At 41.9% G+C, this 21529-nt stretch carries 16 protein-coding genes, 1 tRNA gene, 1 pseudogene and 1 riboswitch; of the genes and pseudogenes, 9 read left to right on the top strand and 9 right to left on the bottom strand.

The genetic code is table 11. The features are described from left to right. The first annotated feature begins 122 nt into the window (after nucleotides 1-122). Nucleotides 123-803, top strand: a complete 681-nt coding sequence (locus CHJ_RS10005; RefSeq protein WP_171752181.1) for an SDR family oxidoreductase — start codon at nucleotides 123-125, stop codon at nucleotides 801-803. Nucleotides 804-953: 150 nt separating this feature from the next. Here the strand turns inward: CHJ_RS10005 and adhE are convergent, their stop codons facing one another. After that, a complete protein-coding gene (adhE, locus tag CHJ_RS10010; RefSeq protein ID WP_317917591.1) occupies nucleotides 954-3626 on the bottom strand; it encodes a bifunctional acetaldehyde-CoA/alcohol dehydrogenase in 2673 nt (890 codons plus the stop codon). A 583-nt stretch (nucleotides 3627-4209) separates the two neighbouring features. Here adhE and CHJ_RS10015 point away from each other — a divergent pair. Continuing rightward, complete coding sequence (locus tag CHJ_RS10015; protein WP_171752179.1) at nucleotides 4210-5055, top strand: ion transporter; 846 nt, start codon at nucleotides 4210-4212, stop codon at nucleotides 5053-5055. A gap of 110 nt (nucleotides 5056-5165) precedes the next feature. Here CHJ_RS10015 and asd read toward each other — a convergent pair whose 3' ends face one another. Both asd and yejK read right to left on the bottom strand, forming a co-directional pair. Then, nucleotides 5166-6278, bottom strand: a complete 1113-nt coding sequence (asd, locus tag CHJ_RS10020; RefSeq protein WP_317918103.1) for an aspartate-semialdehyde dehydrogenase — start codon at nucleotides 6276-6278, stop codon at nucleotides 5166-5168. Nucleotides 6279-6441: 163 nt separating this feature from the next. Further along, a complete protein-coding gene (gene yejK / locus CHJ_RS10025) occupies nucleotides 6442-7443 on the bottom strand; it encodes a nucleoid-associated protein YejK (RefSeq protein WP_171752178.1) in 1002 nt (333 codons plus the stop codon). An 85-nt stretch (nucleotides 7444-7528) separates the two neighbouring features. On the opposite strand from yejK, the gene CHJ_RS10030 reads away from it, so the two are divergent. The 3 genes from CHJ_RS10030 to CHJ_RS10040 all read left to right on the top strand — a co-directional run bounded on the left by CHJ_RS10030 (nucleotide 7529) and on the right by CHJ_RS10040 (nucleotide 9741). Beyond that, complete coding sequence (locus tag CHJ_RS10030) at nucleotides 7529-7756, top strand: YejL family protein (RefSeq protein ID WP_171752177.1); 228 nt, start codon at nucleotides 7529-7531, stop codon at nucleotides 7754-7756. A gap of 23 nt (nucleotides 7757-7779) precedes the next feature. Next, the gene (locus tag CHJ_RS10035; protein ID WP_171752176.1) at nucleotides 7780-9591 is read left to right on the top strand and encodes a DUF3413 domain-containing protein; all 1812 of its coding nucleotides are present in this window, start codon (nucleotides 7780-7782) and stop codon (nucleotides 9589-9591) included. 73 nt (nucleotides 9592-9664) lie between these two features. After that, nucleotides 9665-9741, top strand: a tRNA-Pro gene (locus CHJ_RS10040). A gap of 72 nt (nucleotides 9742-9813) precedes the next feature. On the opposite strand, the gene add is transcribed toward CHJ_RS10040, so the two are convergent. The 3 genes from add to CHJ_RS10055 all read right to left on the bottom strand — a co-directional run bounded on the left by add (nucleotide 9814) and on the right by CHJ_RS10055 (nucleotide 12391). Next, nucleotides 9814-10812: an adenosine deaminase gene (gene add / locus CHJ_RS10045; protein WP_317917592.1), complete on the bottom strand. Its 999-nt coding sequence runs from the start codon at nucleotides 10810-10812 to the stop codon at nucleotides 9814-9816. A 26-nt stretch (nucleotides 10813-10838) separates the two neighbouring features. After that, nucleotides 10839-10939: riboswitch (purine riboswitch) on the bottom strand. Nucleotides 10940-11199: 260 nt separating this feature from the next. Continuing rightward, a complete protein-coding gene (locus tag CHJ_RS10050; RefSeq protein ID WP_317917593.1) occupies nucleotides 11200-11706 on the bottom strand; it encodes an SRPBCC family protein in 507 nt (168 codons plus the stop codon). A gap of 34 nt (nucleotides 11707-11740) precedes the next feature. Beyond that, complete coding sequence (locus CHJ_RS10055; RefSeq protein WP_317917594.1) at nucleotides 11741-12391, bottom strand: TetR/AcrR family transcriptional regulator; 651 nt, start codon at nucleotides 12389-12391, stop codon at nucleotides 11741-11743. Nucleotides 12392-12550: 159 nt separating this feature from the next. Between CHJ_RS10055 and CHJ_RS10060 the strand changes: the two genes are divergently transcribed. The 3 genes from CHJ_RS10060 to CHJ_RS10070 all read left to right on the top strand — a co-directional run bounded on the left by CHJ_RS10060 (nucleotide 12551) and on the right by CHJ_RS10070 (nucleotide 15612). Then, entirely contained in the window at nucleotides 12551-13339 is a 789-nt protein-coding gene (locus tag CHJ_RS10060) for an EAL domain-containing protein (RefSeq protein WP_317917595.1), read from the top strand. A gap of 60 nt (nucleotides 13340-13399) precedes the next feature. Further along, nucleotides 13400-15037 (top strand): methyl-accepting chemotaxis protein, encoded by a 1638-nt coding sequence (locus CHJ_RS10065; protein ID WP_317917596.1) that lies wholly within the window; start codon nucleotides 13400-13402, stop codon nucleotides 15035-15037. A 422-nt stretch (nucleotides 15038-15459) separates the two neighbouring features. Beyond that, nucleotides 15460-15612: a hypothetical protein gene (locus CHJ_RS10070; RefSeq protein ID WP_317917597.1), complete on the top strand. Its 153-nt coding sequence runs from the start codon at nucleotides 15460-15462 to the stop codon at nucleotides 15610-15612. Nucleotides 15613-15690: 78 nt separating this feature from the next. Here CHJ_RS10070 and CHJ_RS10075 read toward each other — a convergent pair whose 3' ends face one another. Beyond that, nucleotides 15691-17793 (bottom strand): alpha-galactosidase, encoded by a 2103-nt coding sequence (locus CHJ_RS10075; RefSeq protein WP_317917598.1) that lies wholly within the window; start codon nucleotides 17791-17793, stop codon nucleotides 15691-15693. Between the two features lie 259 nt (nucleotides 17794-18052). On the opposite strand from CHJ_RS10075, the gene CHJ_RS10080 reads away from it, so the two are divergent. Next, nucleotides 18053-19117 carry a LacI family DNA-binding transcriptional regulator gene (locus CHJ_RS10080; protein ID WP_317917599.1) on the top strand — a complete coding sequence of 355 codons (1065 nt, stop codon included), beginning with the start codon at nucleotides 18053-18055 and terminating at the stop codon, nucleotides 19115-19117. A gap of 88 nt (nucleotides 19118-19205) precedes the next feature. Here CHJ_RS10080 and galK read toward each other — a convergent pair. Together galK and CHJ_RS10090 are read right to left on the bottom strand one after the other, a co-directional pair. Beyond that, nucleotides 19206-20378, bottom strand: a pseudogene (gene galK / locus CHJ_RS10085) (galactokinase). A 23-nt stretch (nucleotides 20379-20401) separates the two neighbouring features. Next, entirely contained in the window at nucleotides 20402-21457 is a 1056-nt protein-coding gene (locus CHJ_RS10090; RefSeq protein WP_317917600.1) for a UDP-glucose--hexose-1-phosphate uridylyltransferase, read from the bottom strand. Nucleotides 21458-21529: the final 72 nt, after the last annotated feature.

Here is a 21529-nt window from a genome sequence, read left to right on the forward strand (position 1 = left end):
GGTTAACCATCTTATTGGTGCCAATTCGTTTTTTCATGATGGTTTTCACACCGTACGGTATTTATTTTTACCACTATCACATAGAGAGAAACACAACTTCATCATGATATAAGGCATCTGAAATGGACATCGGGACATCGGTTATCTTAATTACCTCAGCAGGCACAGTATTAGGAAGTACTCTGGCACACCATTTTTCTGCGCAAGGTGCCACGGTTATCGTCACAGACTCTGATAAATTTGCCCTTGAGCAGACCATTAACCGCTGCAAAGATAATCCCGATAATCTTATCCTCTACCCTTTAGCAGACAGTTCATTTGAAAGCGTCAATAGCTTGTTTAGAAAAGTAGAATCTGATCTTGGTATCAGTATCGATGTCATAGTGAATTACTGGCCTAGTCAGCCATTCCCATCTTTGATTAGTCACACTAACCAACAAGAGTTGTCCAACACCATCAGTACCCTTGCAACACCGTTTTTCAGTATTGGACAAGCGGGTGCCGAACATATGCGCAGTAAGCAAACAAACGGCGTCATTATTAATGTTGTTACCTACGATCATGATCAAAACAAAGCGGGTATTGAAAACACCTCATCGATGATATCTGGCTTCACTAAGAGTTGGGCTAAAGAGTTGGACCCTTTCAACATACGCGTTGGCGGTGTGATCCCATCAATCTCAATCAGCAGTAAAGAAGAGGCCAATATTGAACACTGGGCACAGTTGCAAGATGAGTTAATTCGCAGTACAGAGTACATCGTCTCTAACGAATATTTTAATGGTCGTGTTATGGCAGCATGATACTGGCTTTATTTACCCACTAAGGCAGAGAAGCAAACAGAAAACAATTAACCAAAAAAAGCCCTGTATCTCTACAGGGCTTTGTTGTTTATAAAAATAAGAACTTTATAAAGGTAAACGTGCTAGCGAAAACCTCTCTTTAACGAACTCTTACTTCTTTTTCGCTGGCTTTTGGTCAGCTTTTTTCTTAATTACTGTTGTACCTTCAAATGTCTCACCTTCTACGTATGGCTTACCGTAGTATGCCGCAGAAAGAACAGCTTTCAGCTCAGAGATTAGAGGGTAACGAGGGTTCGCACCAGTACATTGGTCATCGAACGCTTCAACAGATAGATCATCTAGTTTCGCAAGGAAATCAGACTCAGCAACACCAGCTGCTTGGATAGATGCAGGGATGTCTAGATCTTGCTTCAATTCATCCAACCAAGATAGAAGACGTTCAATCTTCTGAGCAGTACGGTCACCAGCTTGGCTTAGGCCTAGGTGGTCAGCAACTTCAGCATAACGACGACGTGCTTGTGGACGGTCGTATTGAGAGAATGCAGTCTGCTTAGTTGGGTTATCGTTCGCGTTGTAACGAACAACGTCTGCGATAAGTAGTGCGTTTGCTAGGCCGTGTGGAATGTGGAACTCTGCACCCACTTTGTGAGCCATTGAGTGACATACACCTAGGAATGCGTTAGCAAATGCAACACCAGCAATTGTCGCTGCGTTGTGTACTTTCTCACGAGCGATTGGGTCGTTTGCACCATTCGCATAGCTTGAAGGTAGGTACTCTTTAAGCATCTTAAGAGCTTGTAGAGCTTGGCCGTCTGAGTACTCATTGGCAAGAACAGAAACATAAGCTTCTAATGCGTGAGTTACCGCATCGTAACCACCAAATGCAGTTAGAGACTTAGGCATGTTCATTACTAGGTTAGCATCAACGATAGCCATGTTTGGCGTCAACTCGTAGTCTGCTAGTGGGTACTTAGCACCTGTTTTGTCGTCAGTTACAACCGCGAATGGCGTTACTTCAGAACCAGTACCAGATGTAGTAGTCACACATACTAGCTCAGCTTTTTGACCCATTTTAGGGAACTTGTAGATACGTTTACGGATATCCATAAAGCGCATTGCTAGTTCTTCAAATGCTGTTTCTGGGTGCTCGTACATAACCCACATGATCTTAGCAGCATCCATTGGAGAACCACCACCCAACGCTAGAATAACGTCTGGTTGGAAGCTAGCCATTTGTGCAGCACCTTTCTCAACAACAGACAGTGTTGGATCCGCTTCTACATCAAAGAATGTTTGAACTTCCATTCCTTGAGCTTTAAGTAGGCTTACGATTTCGTCAGCATAACCGTTGTTAAATAGGAAACGGTCAGTTACTAGGAATGCGCGTTTCTTACCTTCTAAATCACCAAGCGCGATTGGAAGGCTACCACGACGGAAATAGATTGATTTAGGTAGTTTATGCCACAACATATTTTCAGCTCGCTTAGCAACAGTCTTCTTGTTGATTAAGTGTTTAGGACCTACGTTTTCAGAGATAGAGTTACCACCCCAAGAACCACAACCAAGCGTTAGAGAAGGCGCTACGTTGAAGTTGTAAAGGTCACCGATACCACCGTGAGTAGTAGGGATGTTCACCAAAATACGAGCTGTTTTCAGCTTGTCACCAAAGTAACGAATGCGATCAGCGTTTACGTCTTGGTTTGTGTATAGGCCAGATGTATGACCGATACCGCCAATTTCTACCATTGTCACGGCTTGCGCTACTGCGTTCTCAAATGAAGACGCACGGAACATACCAAGAGTTGGAGATAGTTTCTCATGAGCGAACTCGTCATCGTAAGACACTTCGCCTAGACCTTCACCAACAAGAATCTTAGTATCAGCAGGAACTTTAACACCCGCCATCTCAGCGATAGCTGTTGCTGGCTGACCTACGATTTTCGCGTTTAGTGCGCCATCGATAAGCAGTACTTTACGTACTTTATCTGCTTCAGCTTTAGAAAGAACATAACCTTTGTGAGAAGCAAAACGCTCTTTCACTTCGTCATACACTTCATCCATAACGATTACTGCCTGCTCAGAAGCACACACTACACCGTTATCAAACGTTTTAGACATAAGAACAGAAGCTACCGCACGTTTAACGTCTGCTGTGTCATCAATAACAACAGGAACGTTACCAGCACCAACACCGATTGCAGGCTTACCAGAAGAGTAAGCGGCTTTAACCATGCCTGGACCACCAGTTGCAAGGATAAGAGCAATGCCATCGTGTTTCATTAATGCGTTAGAAAGCTCAACAGATGGCTGGTCAATCCAACCAATGATGTCTTTTGGTGCACCAGCTTCAACCGCTGCATCTAAAACCAGTTTAGCCGCATCGTTTGTTGAATTTTTAGCACGTGGGTGTGGCGAGAAGATAATACCGTTACGAGTCTTAAGAGAGATAAGAGACTTAAAGATAGCTGTAGATGTTGGGTTAGTTGTTGGAACAATACCACAGATGATACCTACAGGTTCAGCGATAGTCATTGTACCTAGGCTTTCGTCTTCATCTAGGATGCCACATGTTTTTTCATCTTTGTATTTGTTGTAAATAAACTCAGACGCAAAGTGGTTTTTGATAACCTTGTCTTCAACAATACCCATGCCAGATTCCGCTACTGCTTGTTGAGCAAGAGGAATACGAGCTTGGTTTGCTGCTAATGATGCTGCACGGAAAATTTTGTCAACTTGCTCTTGAGAGAAAGTTGCAAACTCTTCTTGTGCCGCTTTAACACGAGCAACAAGAGCGTCCAGTTCAGCCAAATTAGTTACAGGCATAATTGATCTCCAATAATTTAAAAATTTAAAAACTCTTTAGTAAGGCTATTGTTTTCTTACTTTGCCGACATTTTCACAGTTACGTCACATTTTGTAAGAAGGCTACATACTTAGTAAATTGCTTTCAGGACTGAGTATAATATTTCACACCACGAAAAATATTGACCCAGATCAGTTCTGAAAATTTATTTACCCCTAACGGGGTAAGCAATCGTTAAAATTAAGCATAACCAACTGTTTAATAACAACTTATATAGTTATCTCAATTAAACTCTTTTTAGTGATATCAGTAGTTTAATTTCTTGCCGAGATACTATTTATGTAAAAAAATTTCACTTTGAATAAAAAAGCTACAACGGGAAATGATTTTACGTGCTACAAGGAGTATATCTTTTGTTAGCAACTTCACCAATGAGTTTACGATTTTTTAGCGAAAGTGTGCTCTTAGTAACAACTTGAAACATTAATAATGAATATAGCCACTTTTCTATTGATATCCACCGAGGTTACCTCGTCTCACACTAACATCCCGTTGCTGATAAGGTTATGATAACGACGAAATAAAAAACGCGACGAAATAAAGATGAATAAAGACACCTTAAAACACAAAACTTATGTGGTTATTTTTGGCACGCACACCCCAGCCGGCAAAGCATTTGACCTACTTCTAATCACCGCTATCGTTGCTTCTTTAATTGTACTTTTGCTCGATTCTCTACCTAATATTTCTCAACAATGGAAGCCGTTACTGCGCTATCTTGAGTACAGTTTTACCCTACTTTTCACACTGGAATATTTAGTACGGATGTGGTGCTCACCGAAACCAAAAGCCTATGCCAAAAGCTTTTATGGCGTGGTCGATTTGCTCTCAATATTGCCAACTTATCTGACACTATTCTTCCCTACTGCCAGCTATATGGGAGTGATAAGACTGCTACGTGTCTTACGGATTTTTCGCATACTAAAACTTGTAAGATACTTACAAGATTCCAATATCTTGTTGCGTTCAATCCTGATGTCACGACGAAAAGTGTTTATTTTTTTCAGTGCAGTGGCCATTTTGGTTACCATTTTTGGCGCGCTGATTTTTGTAGTAGAAGGGCCAGAGAATGGCTTTACCAGCATTCCACAAAGTGTCTACTGGGCAATAGTGACCATAACAACAGTGGGTTACGGCGATCTGGTTCCACAAACCGCACTAGGAAAAGCGATTGCATCTATCACCATGCTGTTTGGTTACTCTATTTTGGCAGTCCCCACCGGCATTATCACCGCCGAACTTAGTCAGGAAATGAAAGCTCATAAAAACTTAGTTAAATGCCCAAACTGCATGAAAAACGGTCATGAGTCTGACGCACTTCACTGTAAACATTGTGGCAGCCAATTGGCCGATCCAGATAGCCGTGTGGTTTCTGTAGAGGATGAATAGCGCACTGTTTTGTAGCGTGGCACAACTTAGTTAGTTTTCTGACCAAAAACAGCAGACAAAAAAAGAGCAACGATTTCGTTGCTCTTCTACATTTTGATTTGCTTAATTGCTTACTTCTCTTGAAGGATAATTCGTAGAGTTCTGCGAAGTGGCTCTGCCGCGCCCCACAATAACTGGTCACCTACGGTGAACGCATTCAAGAAGTCATTACCCATGGTCATTTTACGTAGACGACCAACCGGCACAGACAACGTACCGGTAACCACTGCTGGGCTAAGCTGTTGAGCTGTGATATCTCTGTCATTTGGAATGACTTTTACCCACTCATTATGCGAAGCGATGATGTCTTCAATTTCATCCATTGGTACATCTTGCTTCAGCTTAATCGTCAGTGCTTGCGAGTGACAACGCATTGCGCCAATCCGTACACATGTGCCATCAATAGGTACTGGAGTGTCTTGTAAACCAAGAATCTTGTTTGTTTCAACGGTGGCTTTCCACTCTTCTTTGCTTTGACCATTCTCACGCTTCACGTCGATCCAAGGGATAAGTGAACCTGCTAGCGGCACACCAAATTGATCGGTTGGGAAAGAAGATGAACGAAGGGTATCCGCCACTTTTCTGTCAATATCAAGTATTGAACTAGAAGGATCAGCCAGCTCGGAGCTCACTGAGTCATTAATCACACCCATTTGAGAGATGAGCTCGCGCATATTTTTTGCACCAGCACCAGACGCGGCCTGATAAGTCATTGCGCTCATCCACTCGATTAACCCTTTTTCATAAAGGCCGCCTAACCCCATCAGCATCAAGCTTACGGTGCAGTTTCCTCCCACAAATGTGGTGGTTCCACCAGCAATACCTTGCTGAATTTGGCTAAGGTTAACAGGATCTAACGTTATGATTGCATCATCTTTCATGCGCAGTGTAGAAGCTGCATCAATCCAGTAGCCTTTCCAACCCGCTTGTTTTAATGCTGGGTACACTTTTTCAGTGTAGCTACCACCTTGGCAGGTAATAATGGCATCTAGCTGTTTTAAACTGTCGATATCATAAGCATCTTGCAACATACCGGCATCTTTACCAAGCTGAGGGGCAGGAATACCCACTTGAGATGTGCTGTAAAAAACAGGTTCAATATGGTCAAAATCTCGCTCTTCAACCATTCGTTGCATAAGTACAGAACCAACCATACCTCGCCAGCCAACTAAACCTACTCTCATCATTTGTAACGCTCCCTGTGAATTAAAATTTAACCCTTCCATCTTTAATGATTTATGCAGAAGAAAACAAGCTTTTTTTACCCCTTAACAATAAAAAAATCACTAACCCTATATTTTGATATAAAAAGGGCAGCGAATTCGCTGCCCTAGGTCAATAACTCTCTTATCGGTTTCGCACTAACTGATCTTTCAAGTTAGGAGGCGTCCCCTTAATGGTCAGGGTATCCGTCTCTGGATCGTAAAATATACGTTCACCCAAAAGCATGCTGTCAAAATTAATGCTGAGACCACCGCCTGCGCCCACATATTTTGTCAGTTTTCTTACCGCGGTTCTGTCTGCGGGAAAACTCTCTTCAAGTTCATAACCGCGCTGTTCTGTATAATCAAGAAAGCTTGTTCCGTCGTCACTGGCAGGTAATTCACCTGACAGTTCTCTTACTTCAACTTCTTCATTTGCTTTTATCTGTTCAGAGCAGTAATCAAAAACCTGTTTTTTATAACTGCTGGTCTCTTCTTTATCTAGCTGAGCGTCGGCACAAAAATCATCCACCGCTTGCATCAATACCAGATTTTGCTGCTTGGAATCTAAACCGATTTCCGCTTGCAAAAAGTCTAGGAAGAAATCTGCAACTTTACGCCCTACCCGTCCTTTAATGTACGAAAGGTAGCGGTTAGATTCTGCATCTGTTTCTAATGTAGACAGGTCAATTCTTGCCGCAATATCCATTTTACTGATATCAAGATAATCAGTAGCACCAATATTGAGCCCTTCTGTGACTTTTAAACTTTGATTAGAAGGCAGCAGTGCAATAAACAAGTAATCGGTCGCAAGCGACTGATATTCAGCTAAAACCAATATTCCTTCGTCGGAAAATGGGTATTTAACCAGCTCATCTTTGAGCCTTGAAGCACAGTTTTGCGAAAAATCGTAAAAATTTAGCTTACCTTGGCGAACTTCTTGCAACCAGTGGTTAAAATTACTGTCAGATTTAAATGAGCCAAAGCCTTTACCCGCTTTTGCGTTAAAGACACGGTGCAGTTCCGAAACAAGATCTTGTGAGAAAACATCGTTTTCTAAAGACTCGGAACGAAAGTTTACAATAAGCTCGTCTTGATCGTTTTTTGTTAACTGATGCAAGATTACGTTTGAAAGATTCATACTCATAGCGAATAAATTGTTGTTCAGATTTCAGTTGTGAGGGAGAGTAGGTTATCATAAGCCGCTTTCACTATCATTAATTAGAGTCACTATGCCAATTACATCAAAATACAGCGATGACCAAATTGAACTTATCCTGACAGAAATAGCCGCCGTGCTAGAAAAACATGGGGCAAATTCAGAACTGACACTTATGATCGCAGGCAACATCGCGACCAACGTTCTAAATGACAATGTTCCGGGCGCTCAAAGAAAAGCCATTGCAGAGAAATTTGCACAAGCACTACTGTCTTCATTAGAAGCCGGCAAGACTCACTAACTAAAGAACAAGAACGAATATAAATGGTTGATAGCGGAAATACATACGGTGAACGCGTTTCTCGATTAGTAAGTTGGGGACACTGGTTCTCTTTCTTTAACATTGTCGCGGCAATGTTAATAGGGACGCGATATATTGCGCAATCACCTTGGCCAGAGACACTGTTGGGACAAGCCTACTTAGTGCTATCTTGGTTGGGTCACTTCAGCTTTTTGGTGTTTGCACTTTATCTACTTATTCTATTTCCGCTCACCTTCGTTATCCCCTCTAAAAAACTATTCCGGTTTGTCTCGGTATGTTTTGCCACCGTTGGGTTAACGTTATTGCTACTTGATACGCAAGCCTACCAACAGGTCAGCTTGCACTTAAACCCCGTGGTTTGGGAGCTACTATTAGAAAATGACCAGAGCAATATCGCCACAGAGCTTCAACAGCTGTTTATCGTATTGCCCGTTATTTTCTTATTGCAGCTAGCACTATCCGAATGGATCTGGCATAAACAGCGCAAACTTTCTAACAAGCGCATTGGACGTACAATAACCTCGGTCTTCTTTATCAGTTTCATCTTCAGCCACCTGATTTACATGTGGGCTGATGTTGTTCTTTATAATCCGGTAACCGTTCAAAAAGCCAATTTCCCACTGTCATACCCAATGACAGCTAAATCCTTTATGCAAAAACATGGCTTATTTGACCGTGAAGAATACATAAAGAAACAGGCTGAAAACGATAAAAGATTCGTTAACTTAGTCAGTTATCCAATCGAGCCCTTAACGTTCGACAACCCAGCTAACAAACTCAATGTATTAATGATTGTGGTGGATAACCTGCGCGCAGATGCCTTAACCGCAGAGAAAATGCCACACACCCAATCATTTGCGAAAGATAATATTAACTTCTCTAACCACTACAGTTCCGGGAATAGTGGTAGCAGCTTATTTGGGCTTTTTTATGGTATTCCAAATAGCTATAGAAGTAGCATAGAAGCGCAAGGCACGTCACCACTAATGCTCGATACGCTTAAAAACAACGGCTATCAGTTTAGTTTAATTAGCGGCAGCAACTTTATTGCCAGTGACTACAATCCGGTGGTATTGGAAAATTTAGGTATTGAATTAACCAATAACAACAGCGCGGAATACAAAGACGAGCATGCAATCAATGACTGGAATGCTTGGTTGGCATCGCAACCAAATTCACCTTGGTATAGTTACATAGAACTCTCCACGGTAGAGAACTTTGAAGACTATCAAGCGAAGCAGAGCGAAGGCTCAACTGAAGAGAGGCTACACCTAGCCTACTCGCAAGCGGTTAGCAAAGTCGATATAAAAATTAATACCATTATCGAGCAGCTAAAGCTAAACAATCTATTAGACAGTACGGTTGTGATTATCACCTCCAACCACGGTACTGAGTTTAATGAAACCAAAACCAACAGTTGGGGCTCGGCGTCAAACTACAGCCGTTATCAACTAGGGGTGCCTCTTGTTATTCATTGGCCAGAGAAAAAGGCACAAGAGATAACTTATAAGTCGAGTCATTTCGATATTTCAGTAACACTACTGCAAGAGTTAATGGGGGTTTCCTCTAACCCTATGGAGTTTAGCAGTGGTAAAAACCTGTTTGATCCAGGTAAGAGACGCTGGGTCATTGCGGGTGGCAATAAAGACATTGCACTCATCACCGATGATACAACGACCGTTGTTGATAAGTATGGTAACTACAAGGTGTATGACAATGACTATAAGCGCCAGAAAAAGTCGAAAACAAAACTGTCTATTTTGATGCAAGGGCTCTCGGAGTTAAAACGTTTTTATAGCAGAGAAATTGATTAGTCTGGATTAACGTATTGATTTCATTTAGACTTGTAACGCTATAAAAGAGTGTATTGCACTCAATTATGGTTTTCGGACATTAGCGCAGCTTGGTAGCGCACATCTCTGGGGGAGATGGGGTCACAGGTTCAAATCCTGTATGTCCGACCAAATAATAAAGGCAAGAGCTCTCGCTCTTGCCTTTTTTCGTATAGCTATAGCACGACTCGAATCGAGCGATACTTATGCAGGTAAAAAGCCTCGTAGGTACTGCTTCGTCTCTTTACTGGCAAATGCACCCTCAACACTGTATTCATAGATCTGATAATACTGCTGCTCGGTTAACTCAAACTCTTCCATAACCTTTCTGACTTCATCTGTCATGGTGGTGTTAGATACCGTACGGTTATCAGTATTAATAGTGACGGGAATTCCATTCACTAAAAATGATTTCATTGGATGTTCGGACAAACTCGCTACCGCTTTAGTCTGTACATTACTACTTGGGCAAGTCTCTAGTGCGACATGCTCATTTTTCACTAATGAGTATGCTCCATCATGCCCAGTGATATGAATACCATGACCAATACGTTCAGCGGACAATAAGCGAATCGCATCGAATACGTTCTTACCGACACCCTGCTCTCCTGCATGTATGGTTACATGATAGTTCTTGCTCTTTGCATACTGAATATAAGGAACAAATTCGTGGCAAAAATCCGCGACTTCACTGCCTGCAAGATCGATGGCGACAACGCCGTTCTCTAGGTAGTGGGCGCCTGCATCAATCAACTCATTAATTTGATCTTTAGCTGCCGTTCGCAATATAGAAAGAATGTAGTTTCCGCGAATATCATACTGCTTCTCCGCTCTCTTCATTCCATTAACTGCGCTTGAAATGATCTGATCTAAAGTGAGTCCTTCGCTCATATGCAGTAACGGAGCAAAACGGACTTCTAAATACTTAACGTTCTCGTTAGCCGCATCCTCGAATAACTCAAAAGAGATTCTCTCAATAGCTTCTGCTTTTTGCATTACCGATAATGGCAAATTAAAACGCATTAGGTACTCATCAAGATTCAAACAGGTTTCTGGTGCAACCATAAGATCGCGAATCTCACTAATATCATTAGTTGGCAACTGGAGGTTTTGTTCCATTGCTAGATCACGAATAGTTTCAGGGCGAACGCTACCATCTAAATGGCAATGTAGATCAATTTTAGGAAGGTCAAAATAGTTCATGAGTCTCTACCTTTATTAAGTGGTAAAAATAAAGTTACAGACTTCATAATCAAGAAGTTTAAGGCTCTTGGTAGAAACTCCCGAACCGTATTATCGGGATTATACGAAGTGATAAGTAAGCCTTTTTCACTAAGGCTTAACTGTCACATATTAATCATACGTTCTCTTCTGTCCAGTATTTTATAACAAAACTTTCACGCAATCGTTACCTTACTAGTGATATAGCCAAATTGCCTCAAAGCACTTGTTTAGCGGGCATTTATCAACTGAAAAACAACCAACAATCCTACAGAGATAAACCGTAAAACATGCCCTGCTTACACGACGGATTTCCTAATAACAAGATTGGGTACAGTGGTTATTTCAGCAAACTTTACAAAGTGCTTATTAACCTAAAACTAACTTCTTCAAATCATCAGAAGAGGGTAATTTATTGTTCACTTTCTGGCCTGTTTCACAATAATAGGCTAAACAATTCATCTGCTTTTTAAAGATATTTTTCATCATTGGTCGCATTATTACTAACCCCATCAACCAGCCAAACGGGCCTGCTTTGACAACAAACTCTGTCGACATAAATAGCGTGCAACTGTTTGAATCAATGGCCTTTACTGCAACTTCAGAGTTCATATATTTTAGGGGAAAAGAGAAATCGGACAACTTCATTTTGTAGCCCTGACCTTGCTGATATTCAGTAACCTCTTCTATAAGGCTACTACCATCATAAAACGTGTTTTTCCTCTTAGCCCCTAGCCCTGACTCAATATTCCCAACAATCGATGTCGATTCTACCGTTGACGCATAATTTTCAAGACTGTTGTATTTGCCAAGGACTTGCCAGATCTTGTCAGCAGATACATTAACATTTAGCGATTGGGTAACCTTATGTTTCATAAAAACTCCTTGATAAACGTGTTTTCTGATGGTTTTAATTCTGTGTTTTAATTCCACGAATAATTATTTCTATAGAATGTGTTAAATCTTTATCAAAGTTCATTTCTAGAGCTTTGAACTCTTCTTGCTGATATATCTTTGTCAAAGATTCATTTTGTGTCGATCCAGCCCAAAAGCTCGACGTTGCTGCAAAGCTGAGATTTAAGAAACTAAACGCATCGTCCATACGGAAATCGGGGTAAATCCTGATGATCTCTAGTGCTATTTCACTCAGCAGATTTTTCGCTAGCCTCTTAAATATGACTAGTTGCTCATATGAGCTATTTCTTTCTAAAGACACGAATAGGATCGTTGTAAGGTCAAGAAATTGATGGTGATTGTTATGAGATTTAACCCAGGAGTTAGCAAAGGTACTCATTGCCACATTCGTATCTAGGTTCCGCAGCATTTCAGTACAATCATTAACCCAATCTTTAAAAAGGTCTGAAAAGATACTTAAGAATATTTCTTCCTTAGAAGAAAAATAACGATACATATTAGACTTTGTAAATCCAGCTTCAGAAGCAATGCCATTGAAACTCACCTTGTCATATCCATTATTCTTGAACAGTTCTAAGGCAGCTTCGTGTATAGCTTTTTTCCTTTCATTCTTTGTCTCGTTCGTTCTTGCTCTTTGCCAATTCACATTGACCCTCCCTCTTTAGTGACCATCAGTCTCTTACAATAAGAGACCAACGGTCACTTGTCAAGGCAATTGTGTCGTTATCATTCAGTGAAAGAAAAACCGCTCGCTTCGGGTCTTGTGTAATGTTGGCTATAGATCTAACTATAAATAGGGCAAGTTATGCATTCTGATCATGTTGAATTAAAGGCAGTTGATAAACAGAGACAAACTTTGTGGAGCAGTCAAAGTGCAGATAAAACATCACCGGACGGAGCAAGTGACTTAAAGCGAGTATTAAACTCAAAAGCTTTAATCTCTTTCTCTCAATCCATTCGTAATATAAAAGAACAGCATATTTATGGTTATGAAATGTTAGTTCGTGGCCCGATCGACTCTGATATACACCGCGCCGATCAACTGTTTCAGGCAGCAAAGCAGCATAAGTTAACCGACCTTTTGGAAGTACTCAGTTTAGAAACTCATCTGCTCAATATCGCTGCTATTCCGCCAGAGTGTGATTACACGGTGAACATTGCTCCTCACTTACTGTTTGATAAACGAGTTGAGAAGCTATTGATTGCTCACCCGCATGCCAAGCGAACCAAAATAGAACTGACTGAACACCTAAAAGTAGAAGATTGGCTGCCCATTAACAAAAAAATGGATCAGCTGCGGCAGCTCGGTTATGAATTTTGGCTTGATGATGTCGGATGTGGTTTCTTCGATTTTGAGTTAATCGAGGTCGTGAAACCAGAAGTGGTAAAGCTATGCATCAAAATTGTCAGCCAGTTACCGTCAAATCAAAGCATTAAAACCGATATAAAAGCGGTCGTTAACGCTGTTCATCAATATGGTGGAAAAGTACTAGCGGAAGGAATAGAGACTCAAGCTCAGCTCTCTATCGCTCAGTCATTAGATATCGATTATGCACAAGGCTATTACTTTGATAAGCCCAAAAAATTTAAATAACTACATTAATTTCACTGGATATAACCAGTAAAGACCCATCATTTAGGAGTAAAAACAAGCATGTTATCAAAGCTTAAAGTCCGAACCCGATTACTATTGGGGTTTGGTATTCTGGTCGGCCTAATGCTCACCCTGACGATATTAGGTATTCAAAAAGTGAATATTATCGACAAAGATCTGTCGGTTATTACCGATATTAACTCGGTGAAACAACGCTATGCGATTAACTTCCGAGGCAGTGTTCATGATCGGGCAATAGCGCTACGAGACGTGGTACTTGCCAGAACACCGCAAGAGATACGAGCTCTTGAAGAGGAAATAAAAACGCTGGCAGAATTTTATCGCGAAGCAGAAAACAACTTCCAGAAAATGCTTTCCAGTAACGTGATGTTCTCTACTGAAGAGCACCGTATTCTTAAAGAAATCAACGATATTAAGAATCGTACTGAACCTATTATCCAGAAGATATTGGCAGACAAAGCCAATGGCATCTCAGACACCAATATCATTCTTGATCAAGCAAGGCCTGCCTTTATTGCGTGGCTTGATACCATTAACCAATTCATCGACTATCAGGAAAACCTGAATCAAACACTAACACCTCAAACCCGAAGCGTTGCCGGTGGCTTTCAGAATCTCATGCTAGCATTGAGCGCTATTGCCTTAGTTATTTCCGCAATCATCGCCATCGCCATAGAAAGAAGTTTTCATACCTCTCTTGGCGGAGAACCTTATGACGCGCAAAGTGCGATTAAACGCTTATCTGAAGGTCAGTTAAAAAATGAGTTCAGCAAGTCCATTCCAAACAGCATTATGGATTCGCTCTCCGAGATGTCGAAAAAAATGACTCATACCGTTGGCAATATTATTTCTGTGTCCCATAACCTAACGGAGCAAGCCAATCAAGTATCACAAGGCTCAACCCGAGTACTGGAACTGACCCAACAACAAGCAAAACTGACACAAGATACCGTAGGTGAGCTGGAAGATATGCGTCAAAGCATTGATCAAATTTCCGAGCTAGCTAGCCAAACGGAGAATAACTCTGTTATGACGTCAGATAACTCGAAGAAAGGCCGAGAGCTGGTCTTCTCTGTTGCTCAGGAGATGGAAAACATTGCCGTTACCGTCAACCAGACTGTTGAACAAGTGCAACAATTAGAACAGAGAACCAACGATATTGGCGGTATTGTGAGTGTCATTAGCGGCATTGCAGAGCAGACCAACCTGCTAGCCCTTAATGCTGCAATCGAAGCTGCGCGTGCTGGGGAGTCTGGTCGAGGTTTTGCCGTGGTTGCGGATGAAGTCAGGCAGTTGGCAAGTCGTGCCACCGAATCGACTACACAGATCGAAACCATGATTAGCGAGATCCAGCAACAGACAACCGAAAGTGTGCAAGCCATGGCGAACACCCAGCCACTTATTGAACAGGGTAAAGAAAAGACCACCCTAGCGAGTACCCTTTTGGTAAACATCGAAGGAGAAGCAAAAGACACATTGGGCCGAGTGAAAGATGTGGTGCAAGCGACAAACGAACAAGCCAGTTTTGTCCGAAAAGTCGCCTCATCCATCGAGCAAATCTCGGTTATATCTGATGAGTCTGTACAATCGATGACCAGCAATCGCGATGCCGCTCTGACAATGAGTGAACAAGCAAACCGATTAAAACAGGAAGTAAACTACTTCAGTGTTGATTAACTGAATCCCTTTAAGCAAAACAGCCAACAGAGTAAAACTGTTGGCTGTTTTTTTATGAGAGCTAAGCGAGCAAATACCCTCTCCATCACCAATTGATTTGACACTCTATCTCAATAAATCATATGCTTACCCCGCACTGGCAAAATCCAGTGTCGGGCGTAGGAACCTCGTTTAAAATTTCACAAGGCGTATAAGTACCAGCTGTTTTCTGGTTTTCATATATGCAGCTTTAGCACACCCAAAATTTGTAGATTTGTTCAATAAGCAAACAAATTACTAAATAATGGTGAGCTGAGCCGGGGCGCTTCGGCGCGCCGCGACCTTGTGAGCGGTAGTTCCTAACCCAGTTCAGTTCACCACCCAATGATTAGGAACCTTTGCGTGGTGATAGATGTTGTATCTTCATGCACAAGGACCCCATCATGATCAATCAAACCGAACCCGATTTTTACCTTCAAGTTGAAGACTTTATTTTAAACTCCGACATCCCCGAGACGGATCAAGCTCAATGCAATGAAATACGTCTATTTTTGCTCACCCTGCTCAATCATTATAAGCAGTTGGATAAAGGTTAAAAGAAACGCATAAAATAAGCCCCAGCATTTCTGCTAGGGCTTATTAATTGTAACCGAGAAAGCTTGTGCTTATCCCAACTAGATTTTCTGTAAATGAACAATCAACGCGGATTCTGGATCAAGAATCGGTAATGTTATTCCAATCTCTTTAAGGTTGTCACCGCTGAGCGTTAGGGTTTGGTCTAACCATTTCGGACGCTGCTTCATTAGCTGGAAACTGGTTTGTGGCATTTCCACCAGCTTCACCTGATAACGAGACTCAGGATCAATACAGCTGATACGAAGCGGAGATGGTAATGCATGATCAGGCATGGCAATTTGGCACACAGTGATCAGCATTTCTTGCTCATTTTGCACACCATAAATACGTTGATTTAGATCAGCAGGGTCGATGCGGAATGAACGACCAGAATGAAGCAGAGAACGATATTGTTTGTGTAGCTTAATGTAGTGAGCAAATGCCTGTTTCTCTTCGCTTGATTCTTTAACTGGGTCGAGTTCAACACCCATGTGTCCACCCAGCGCAGTAACGCCACGCATGTTAATACTATGACGACGATTAGTCGAGTGACACTCTGCTGGGCCAATATGCGCCCCCATAACTTCAGGTGGGAAGAAATAACTCATACCACGCTGGATAGTTTGTCGTTCCAAAGCATCATTACAGTCAGAAGCCCAAAAACGATGTGTACGTTTTAAGATTTCAAAGTCGATACGACCACCACCAGACGAGCATGATTCTATTTCAACTTCCGGATGAGCCGCGAGTAACTGATCAAAAAGTTTATAAAGCGCTTGAGTTTGTCCATGTACAGCAGGCTTTCCGTTGTGACCCGGTTGAACGAGTTCGCGGTTCATATCCCATTTTAAGTAGCTGATGCGATAGGAAGTTAACAGCTCATTAAGGCGATCAAACAAGTAGTTAAAACAGTCTGAATTTTGTAAATCCAGTACATACTGCCAACGACCTGATGGCTGATGATACCCTTCTAAACCAAGTACCCATTCAGGGTGATTTCGGTAAAGCTCTGAGTCTTGGCTAACCATTTCAGGCTCAACCCACAAACCAAACTCCATTCCCTTATCATTAACATGGGCGATTACAGGCTCTAGCCCGTTAGGGTATTTCTCTTCATCTAGATACCAGTCACCCAATGCAGCACGCTCACCATTGCGTCCAACAAACCAACCATCATCAATAATAAAACGCTCTACACCCATTTCCGCAGCTTCGGACGCCATTTGCATGATGTACTCTGGCTTATGGTCAAAGTAAATTCCTTCCCAAGTATTAAGGTGAACAGGACGAGGTTTGTCGACAGGGAAACTAAGAATGTTTTCTCGAACAAACTGATGAAAACGGTCAGAAATTCCATTTAAGCCTTGGGAGCTATAACAACCATACAACCAAGGTGTTTGATAGCTGTCTCCTTGAGCAAGTAGTTTTTCACCGGCTAATAGCAGCTCACCCGCTTGAACAAAACGTCGACCATCACTTCTTACATCTGCACGCAGTTGGTGATTACCACTCCATCCCAAATGAAAACCCCAAACCTGCCCCTGTTGCTCAGCAAAACTGTGAGTACCGACAAACAGTCCTGGGAAATTTTCATGAGAGGTGCGTCCGCGACGGTTCTCTTGCATAAATCCACCATGTTCAAAACGTTGACGTTGAGTTTGAAACTCTCGACACCAACGACCATGGAAGGTCATTAATTCATTAGCATGATTTGGCAAAGGAAGAGTAGAAGAGAGTTTCTCTAGGTTGTACACCCCCTCACCTTTGTTAATCACCATTATGCGCTTTTGTACAACGTCCGTTTCAAAATCAAGTTTCAACTCAATATCCAGCTCTAAGCTCGATGTATCATCTCTTAGAGTAAATAGCACATGATTGTCGAATACTTGCTGAGTTTTCACCTCAAAAACAGGTGCCCAATCATTGCCATCTCTATGACCTTCGATTCCCGGTGCATTAAAGTGACCGCTACCTAACTCAGGGCAAAGCGACAATGGAACATCAACATCCAAACGCGCCTGTGATATTGGACGCTCTGTTGATAACAGCAAGTCTTCGTCTAGCTGAGTGATTCGAGCCCCCCAATGAAGAATTTCCGGCACACGATCAACTTTAATGATCAAACTGTGGTTTTTACTTTTGAGATGAATAAAACGATTCATAACGCCTCCAACAAAGTTTTCGCAAACAAATTTATAAAACAATTAATGAAATGATTGTGTATGAAAAAAGAAGATAAACGGAGTTATCACAGTATTAATGTGATCTAAGCATGCATCCACTGGCCTACCATGTGACAAGGTTCAATCTGTTTTCGAGAACAAAAAATGATGTTATTACTACAATTCTTGAGCTAGTTCCCAGAAAAAAAAATAAACGACCTTACAATATTGTCTACCGTAAACATCGAATATAAATGTCATGACGATCACCTTTAAAGACGTTGCAAAACTCGCAGGCGTATCTACTCAAACAGTGTCAAGAGTAACGAATGGCGCAGATAATGTTGCAGAAAGTACCCGTAAAAAAGTAAACGATGCAATTAAACAACTGGGTTATGTTCCTAACAAAGGAGCCCAGATGTTAAGCCGAGCTAAATCCAAAATTATTGGCATCGTATCCCTAGATATCTCATTGCACGGGGTGGCATTAATTATTAACGGCATTCGCTCTCAGTCCCACGATAATGGCTACGCAACTGCGCTTTCAATTGTCGAAAATAATGACTTCGACAATGTCCGTGAAGCAATAAGAGAACTGATTTCTCAACAAGTTGATTCGATTATCTTAAACGTTCCTCTTGATGGTCACGCTGCTGAAGCGATTGTCGAACAATACCAGCATTTGCATTTAGTTTTTATTGATGTACCAGAAGATGCCAAGGTGCATTATGTTTGCGGTGCCCATAGCGAGGGCGCTAAATTAGCCGCTCAACACCTTATCAACTTAGACAGAAAACAGTTTGTACTGGTTACAGGGCCAAGCGAATCTACCGCTTCACAAATTCGCCAGCACAACTGGGTTAACTCAATTGAATCTAGTGACGCCAAAATTAATGGTCAGTTCGAAGGTGACTGGCAGGCGAGCAGCGGCTACATGGCCATTCGAGATTTTGTTGCTAAGCAGGTACCCTTTGATGCTGTTTTAGTAGCCAGTGATCAAATGGCGCTAGGCGTACTCTGCGCACTCAATGAACTGAACATTCAAGTACCGGATCAAGTCTCTGTAATGGGGTTTGATGGTATAAAAGACAGTGCGTTCTTCACTCCTCCCCTTACTACGGTAGAGCAAAACTTTATTGAGATAGGTAAACAGGCAGTAAGTTTGTCACTAGAGAGCAGCGATCAGCCTGTCATCAATATGCAGAAAACTGTACCGGTTCAGTTATTAGTACGACAAAGTACGGCTGCCAAAAAAGAAGTGACTTATCAAAAGAAAGATATTCTAGCCAGATTAGATGAAATCCGAAATTTACTACCCTCTTAGCCCTAACCTACCATGCATAATAAAATGAGTCAGATACCGTGTTTCAACAGCCCATCTGACTCATCTATTTTAATAATTATTTCGTCTCCTATACGTTTACAACACCAGCACCAGCCGTTGCATTACAAACATAAATCGTCTCTTTTAAGTTAAACATAACCTGATACTTTTCTGCTAGAGCGGCTTTAACATCGTTAACTAACACGTAAGGCATAACTGAAACAACACAACCACCAAAACCGCCACCAGTCATACGCACACCACCTTGATCGCCTATCACCTCTTTCACTGTTTCAACAATAAAATCAATTTCAGGAACGGTAATTTCAAAGTCATCACGCATAGAAACGTGAGATTCACGCATCAGCTCACCAATGCGTTTCATATTGCCATGACTAAGCGCTACAGCGGCTTCTTCGGTACGATCATTTTCCGTAATTACATGACGCGCCCGCTTCGCGACCAACTCATCCAGTTCTGACGCACGGGCGTTAAACTGTTCAATAGTTACATCACGCAATGCTTTAACATCTAAGATACGCGCCGCCTCTTCACATTGTTCGCGGCGCGTGTTGTACTCACTATCAACTAAGCCACGTTTCTTATTGGAGTTGATGATCACCACGGCCATCTCTTGTGGTAAAGAGACCGCTTTAGTCTCTAATGAACGACAATCAATAAGCAGCGCATGATTTTCTTCACCTTACGCTGAAATTAATTGATCCATAATCCCACAGTTACAACCAACAAATTCATTTTCAGCTTGCTGACCATTTAGAGCAACTTCTTGCTGAGAAATAGATAGGTTGAAAAGAGCTTTAAATGTCTGTCCAATAACCACTTCCAGTGCCGCAGAAGAACTAAGACCTGCGCCTTGCGGTACGTTACCGCTAACAGCAATATCAGCACCAACAAATGCATAACCTCGGCGACGTAAACTCGTCACCACACCCTTGATGTAGTTAATCCACATACAGTCGTGGTCAAAAAGAATCTCTTCATTGAGATCAAATTCTTTCATCTCACTATCGTAATCAACGGATACAACGCGAACAATATTGTCATCGCGACGTGTAGCAGCAACAACCGTTTGGTAATCAATGGCGCAAGGTAGAGCAAACCCATCATTGTAGTCGGTGTGCTCACCAATTAGATTTACCCGACCAGGTGCTTGAATGATATGCGTTGCTTGGTAACCAAATACATCAACAAAAGAAGTGGTTACTGCTTTGATGAGAATTTCTGATCTTAGATTGTTCATTTTACCTTCCTACTCACTTACGCTCATTCTTCACGAAAATGAACATCGCTAAGAGAACGCAGCCTATCTGCGGCCTGTTCAGCGGTCAGGTCACGCTGGTTTTCCGCCAGCATTTCGTAACCCACCATAAACTTACGTACTGTCGCAGAGCGAAGCAATGGCGGATAAAACAGTGCGTGTAGCTGCCAATGATCCGTTGACGTATCGCCTTCTTTAAAAAACGGTGCATAATGCCAACCCATTGAATATGGGAATGAACACTTAAATAAATTGTCATAACGGCTCGTTAGTTTCTTAACAGCAAGTGCTAAGTCATCACGCTGTTCACTGGTCAAATCATTCATACGAGGGATGTGTGTCTTAGGCATAAGCATTGTTTCAAAAGGCCAAGCAGCCCAATATGGGACAACCGCTATCCAGTGCTCAGTTTCAACTACAACGCGAGACCCATCCTCCATTTCAGCTTTCGCATAATCGACCAACAGGTTAGTACCGTTATCTTGGTAATAGGTGCGTAAGTTGACGTCTTTACGTGAAATCTCATTAGGCAAAAAGCTGTTTGCCCAGATCTGGCCGTGCGGATGTGGCTGTGAACAGCCCATGCTAGAACCTTTGTTCTCAAATGCTTGAACCCAAATATACTCCTCACCCAACTCTTCTATCTGCTCGTTCCAAGTATCGATAACACTACGAATGGCAGACACAGGTAGCTCAGGCAATGTCTTACTGTGATCAGCAGAGAAACAGATTACTCGGCTTAGGCCTCGAACACTCTCGCAACGAAACAGCGGTGATTTAGGTTCTGGAGCATCGGGTGTATCTACTGTTAACGCAGCATGGTCGTTATTGAATACATAGGTTCCTTGATAATCTGGATTTTTATCGCCAGAGACTCGAGTATTCGTTGGACATAAAAAACAGTCACCATCGTAATTTTTTTCTACAGCCGCTTCAGGTTTTTCATCAGCCCCTTGCCAAGGACGTCTAGCACGATGAGGAGAAACAAGAACATACTGACCTGTAAGTGGGTTATACCGACGATGTGGGTGTTCAACCGGATCAAATTTACTATTCAACATCTTATTATCAATACCTTATAGCTCAATAATGAGCAGTTTATTTTTGAGGGGTAACCTAGGGAAAGTTTCTGG

Origin of the sequence: Vibrio sp. MACH09 (assembly GCF_033238805.1) — a bacterium.
In the GTDB taxonomy this organism is placed as follows: Bacteria; Pseudomonadota; Gammaproteobacteria; order Enterobacterales; family Vibrionaceae; genus Vibrio.

Bases quoted from the DNA above. Each gene is read 5' to 3' on its own strand.
- CHJ_RS10005 (WP_171752181.1), top strand. From the start codon at position 123: ATGGACATCGGGACATCGGTTATCTTAATTACCTCAGCAGGCACAGTA.
- adhE (WP_317917591.1), bottom strand. From the start codon at position 3,626: ATGCCTGTAACTAATTTGGCTGAACTGGACGCTCTTGTTGCTCGTGTT.
- CHJ_RS10015 (WP_171752179.1), top strand. From the start codon at position 4,210: ATGAATAAAGACACCTTAAAACACAAAACTTATGTGGTTATTTTTGGC.
- asd (WP_317918103.1), bottom strand. From the start codon at position 6,278: ATGAGAGTAGGTTTAGTTGGCTGGCGAGGTATGGTTGGTTCTGTACTT.
- yejK (WP_171752178.1), bottom strand. From the start codon at position 7,443: ATGAGTATGAATCTTTCAAACGTAATCTTGCATCAGTTAACAAAAAAC.
- CHJ_RS10030 (WP_171752177.1), top strand. From the start codon at position 7,529: ATGCCAATTACATCAAAATACAGCGATGACCAAATTGAACTTATCCTG.
- CHJ_RS10035 (WP_171752176.1), top strand. From the start codon at position 7,780: ATGGTTGATAGCGGAAATACATACGGTGAACGCGTTTCTCGATTAGTA.
- add (WP_317917592.1), bottom strand. From the start codon at position 10,812: ATGAACTATTTTGACCTTCCTAAAATTGATCTACATTGCCATTTAGAT.
- CHJ_RS10050 (WP_317917593.1), bottom strand. From the start codon at position 11,706: ATGAAACATAAGGTTACCCAATCGCTAAATGTTAATGTATCTGCTGAC.
- CHJ_RS10060 (WP_317917595.1), top strand. From the start codon at position 12,551: ATGCATTCTGATCATGTTGAATTAAAGGCAGTTGATAAACAGAGACAA.
- CHJ_RS10065 (WP_317917596.1), top strand. From the start codon at position 13,400: ATGTTATCAAAGCTTAAAGTCCGAACCCGATTACTATTGGGGTTTGGT.
- CHJ_RS10070 (WP_317917597.1), top strand. From the start codon at position 15,460: ATGATCAATCAAACCGAACCCGATTTTTACCTTCAAGTTGAAGACTTT.
- CHJ_RS10075 (WP_317917598.1), bottom strand. From the start codon at position 17,793: ATGAATCGTTTTATTCATCTCAAAAGTAAAAACCACAGTTTGATCATT.
- CHJ_RS10080 (WP_317917599.1), top strand. From the start codon at position 18,053: ATGACGATCACCTTTAAAGACGTTGCAAAACTCGCAGGCGTATCTACT.
- CHJ_RS10090 (WP_317917600.1), bottom strand. From the start codon at position 21,457: ATGTTGAATAGTAAATTTGATCCGGTTGAACACCCACATCGTCGGTAT.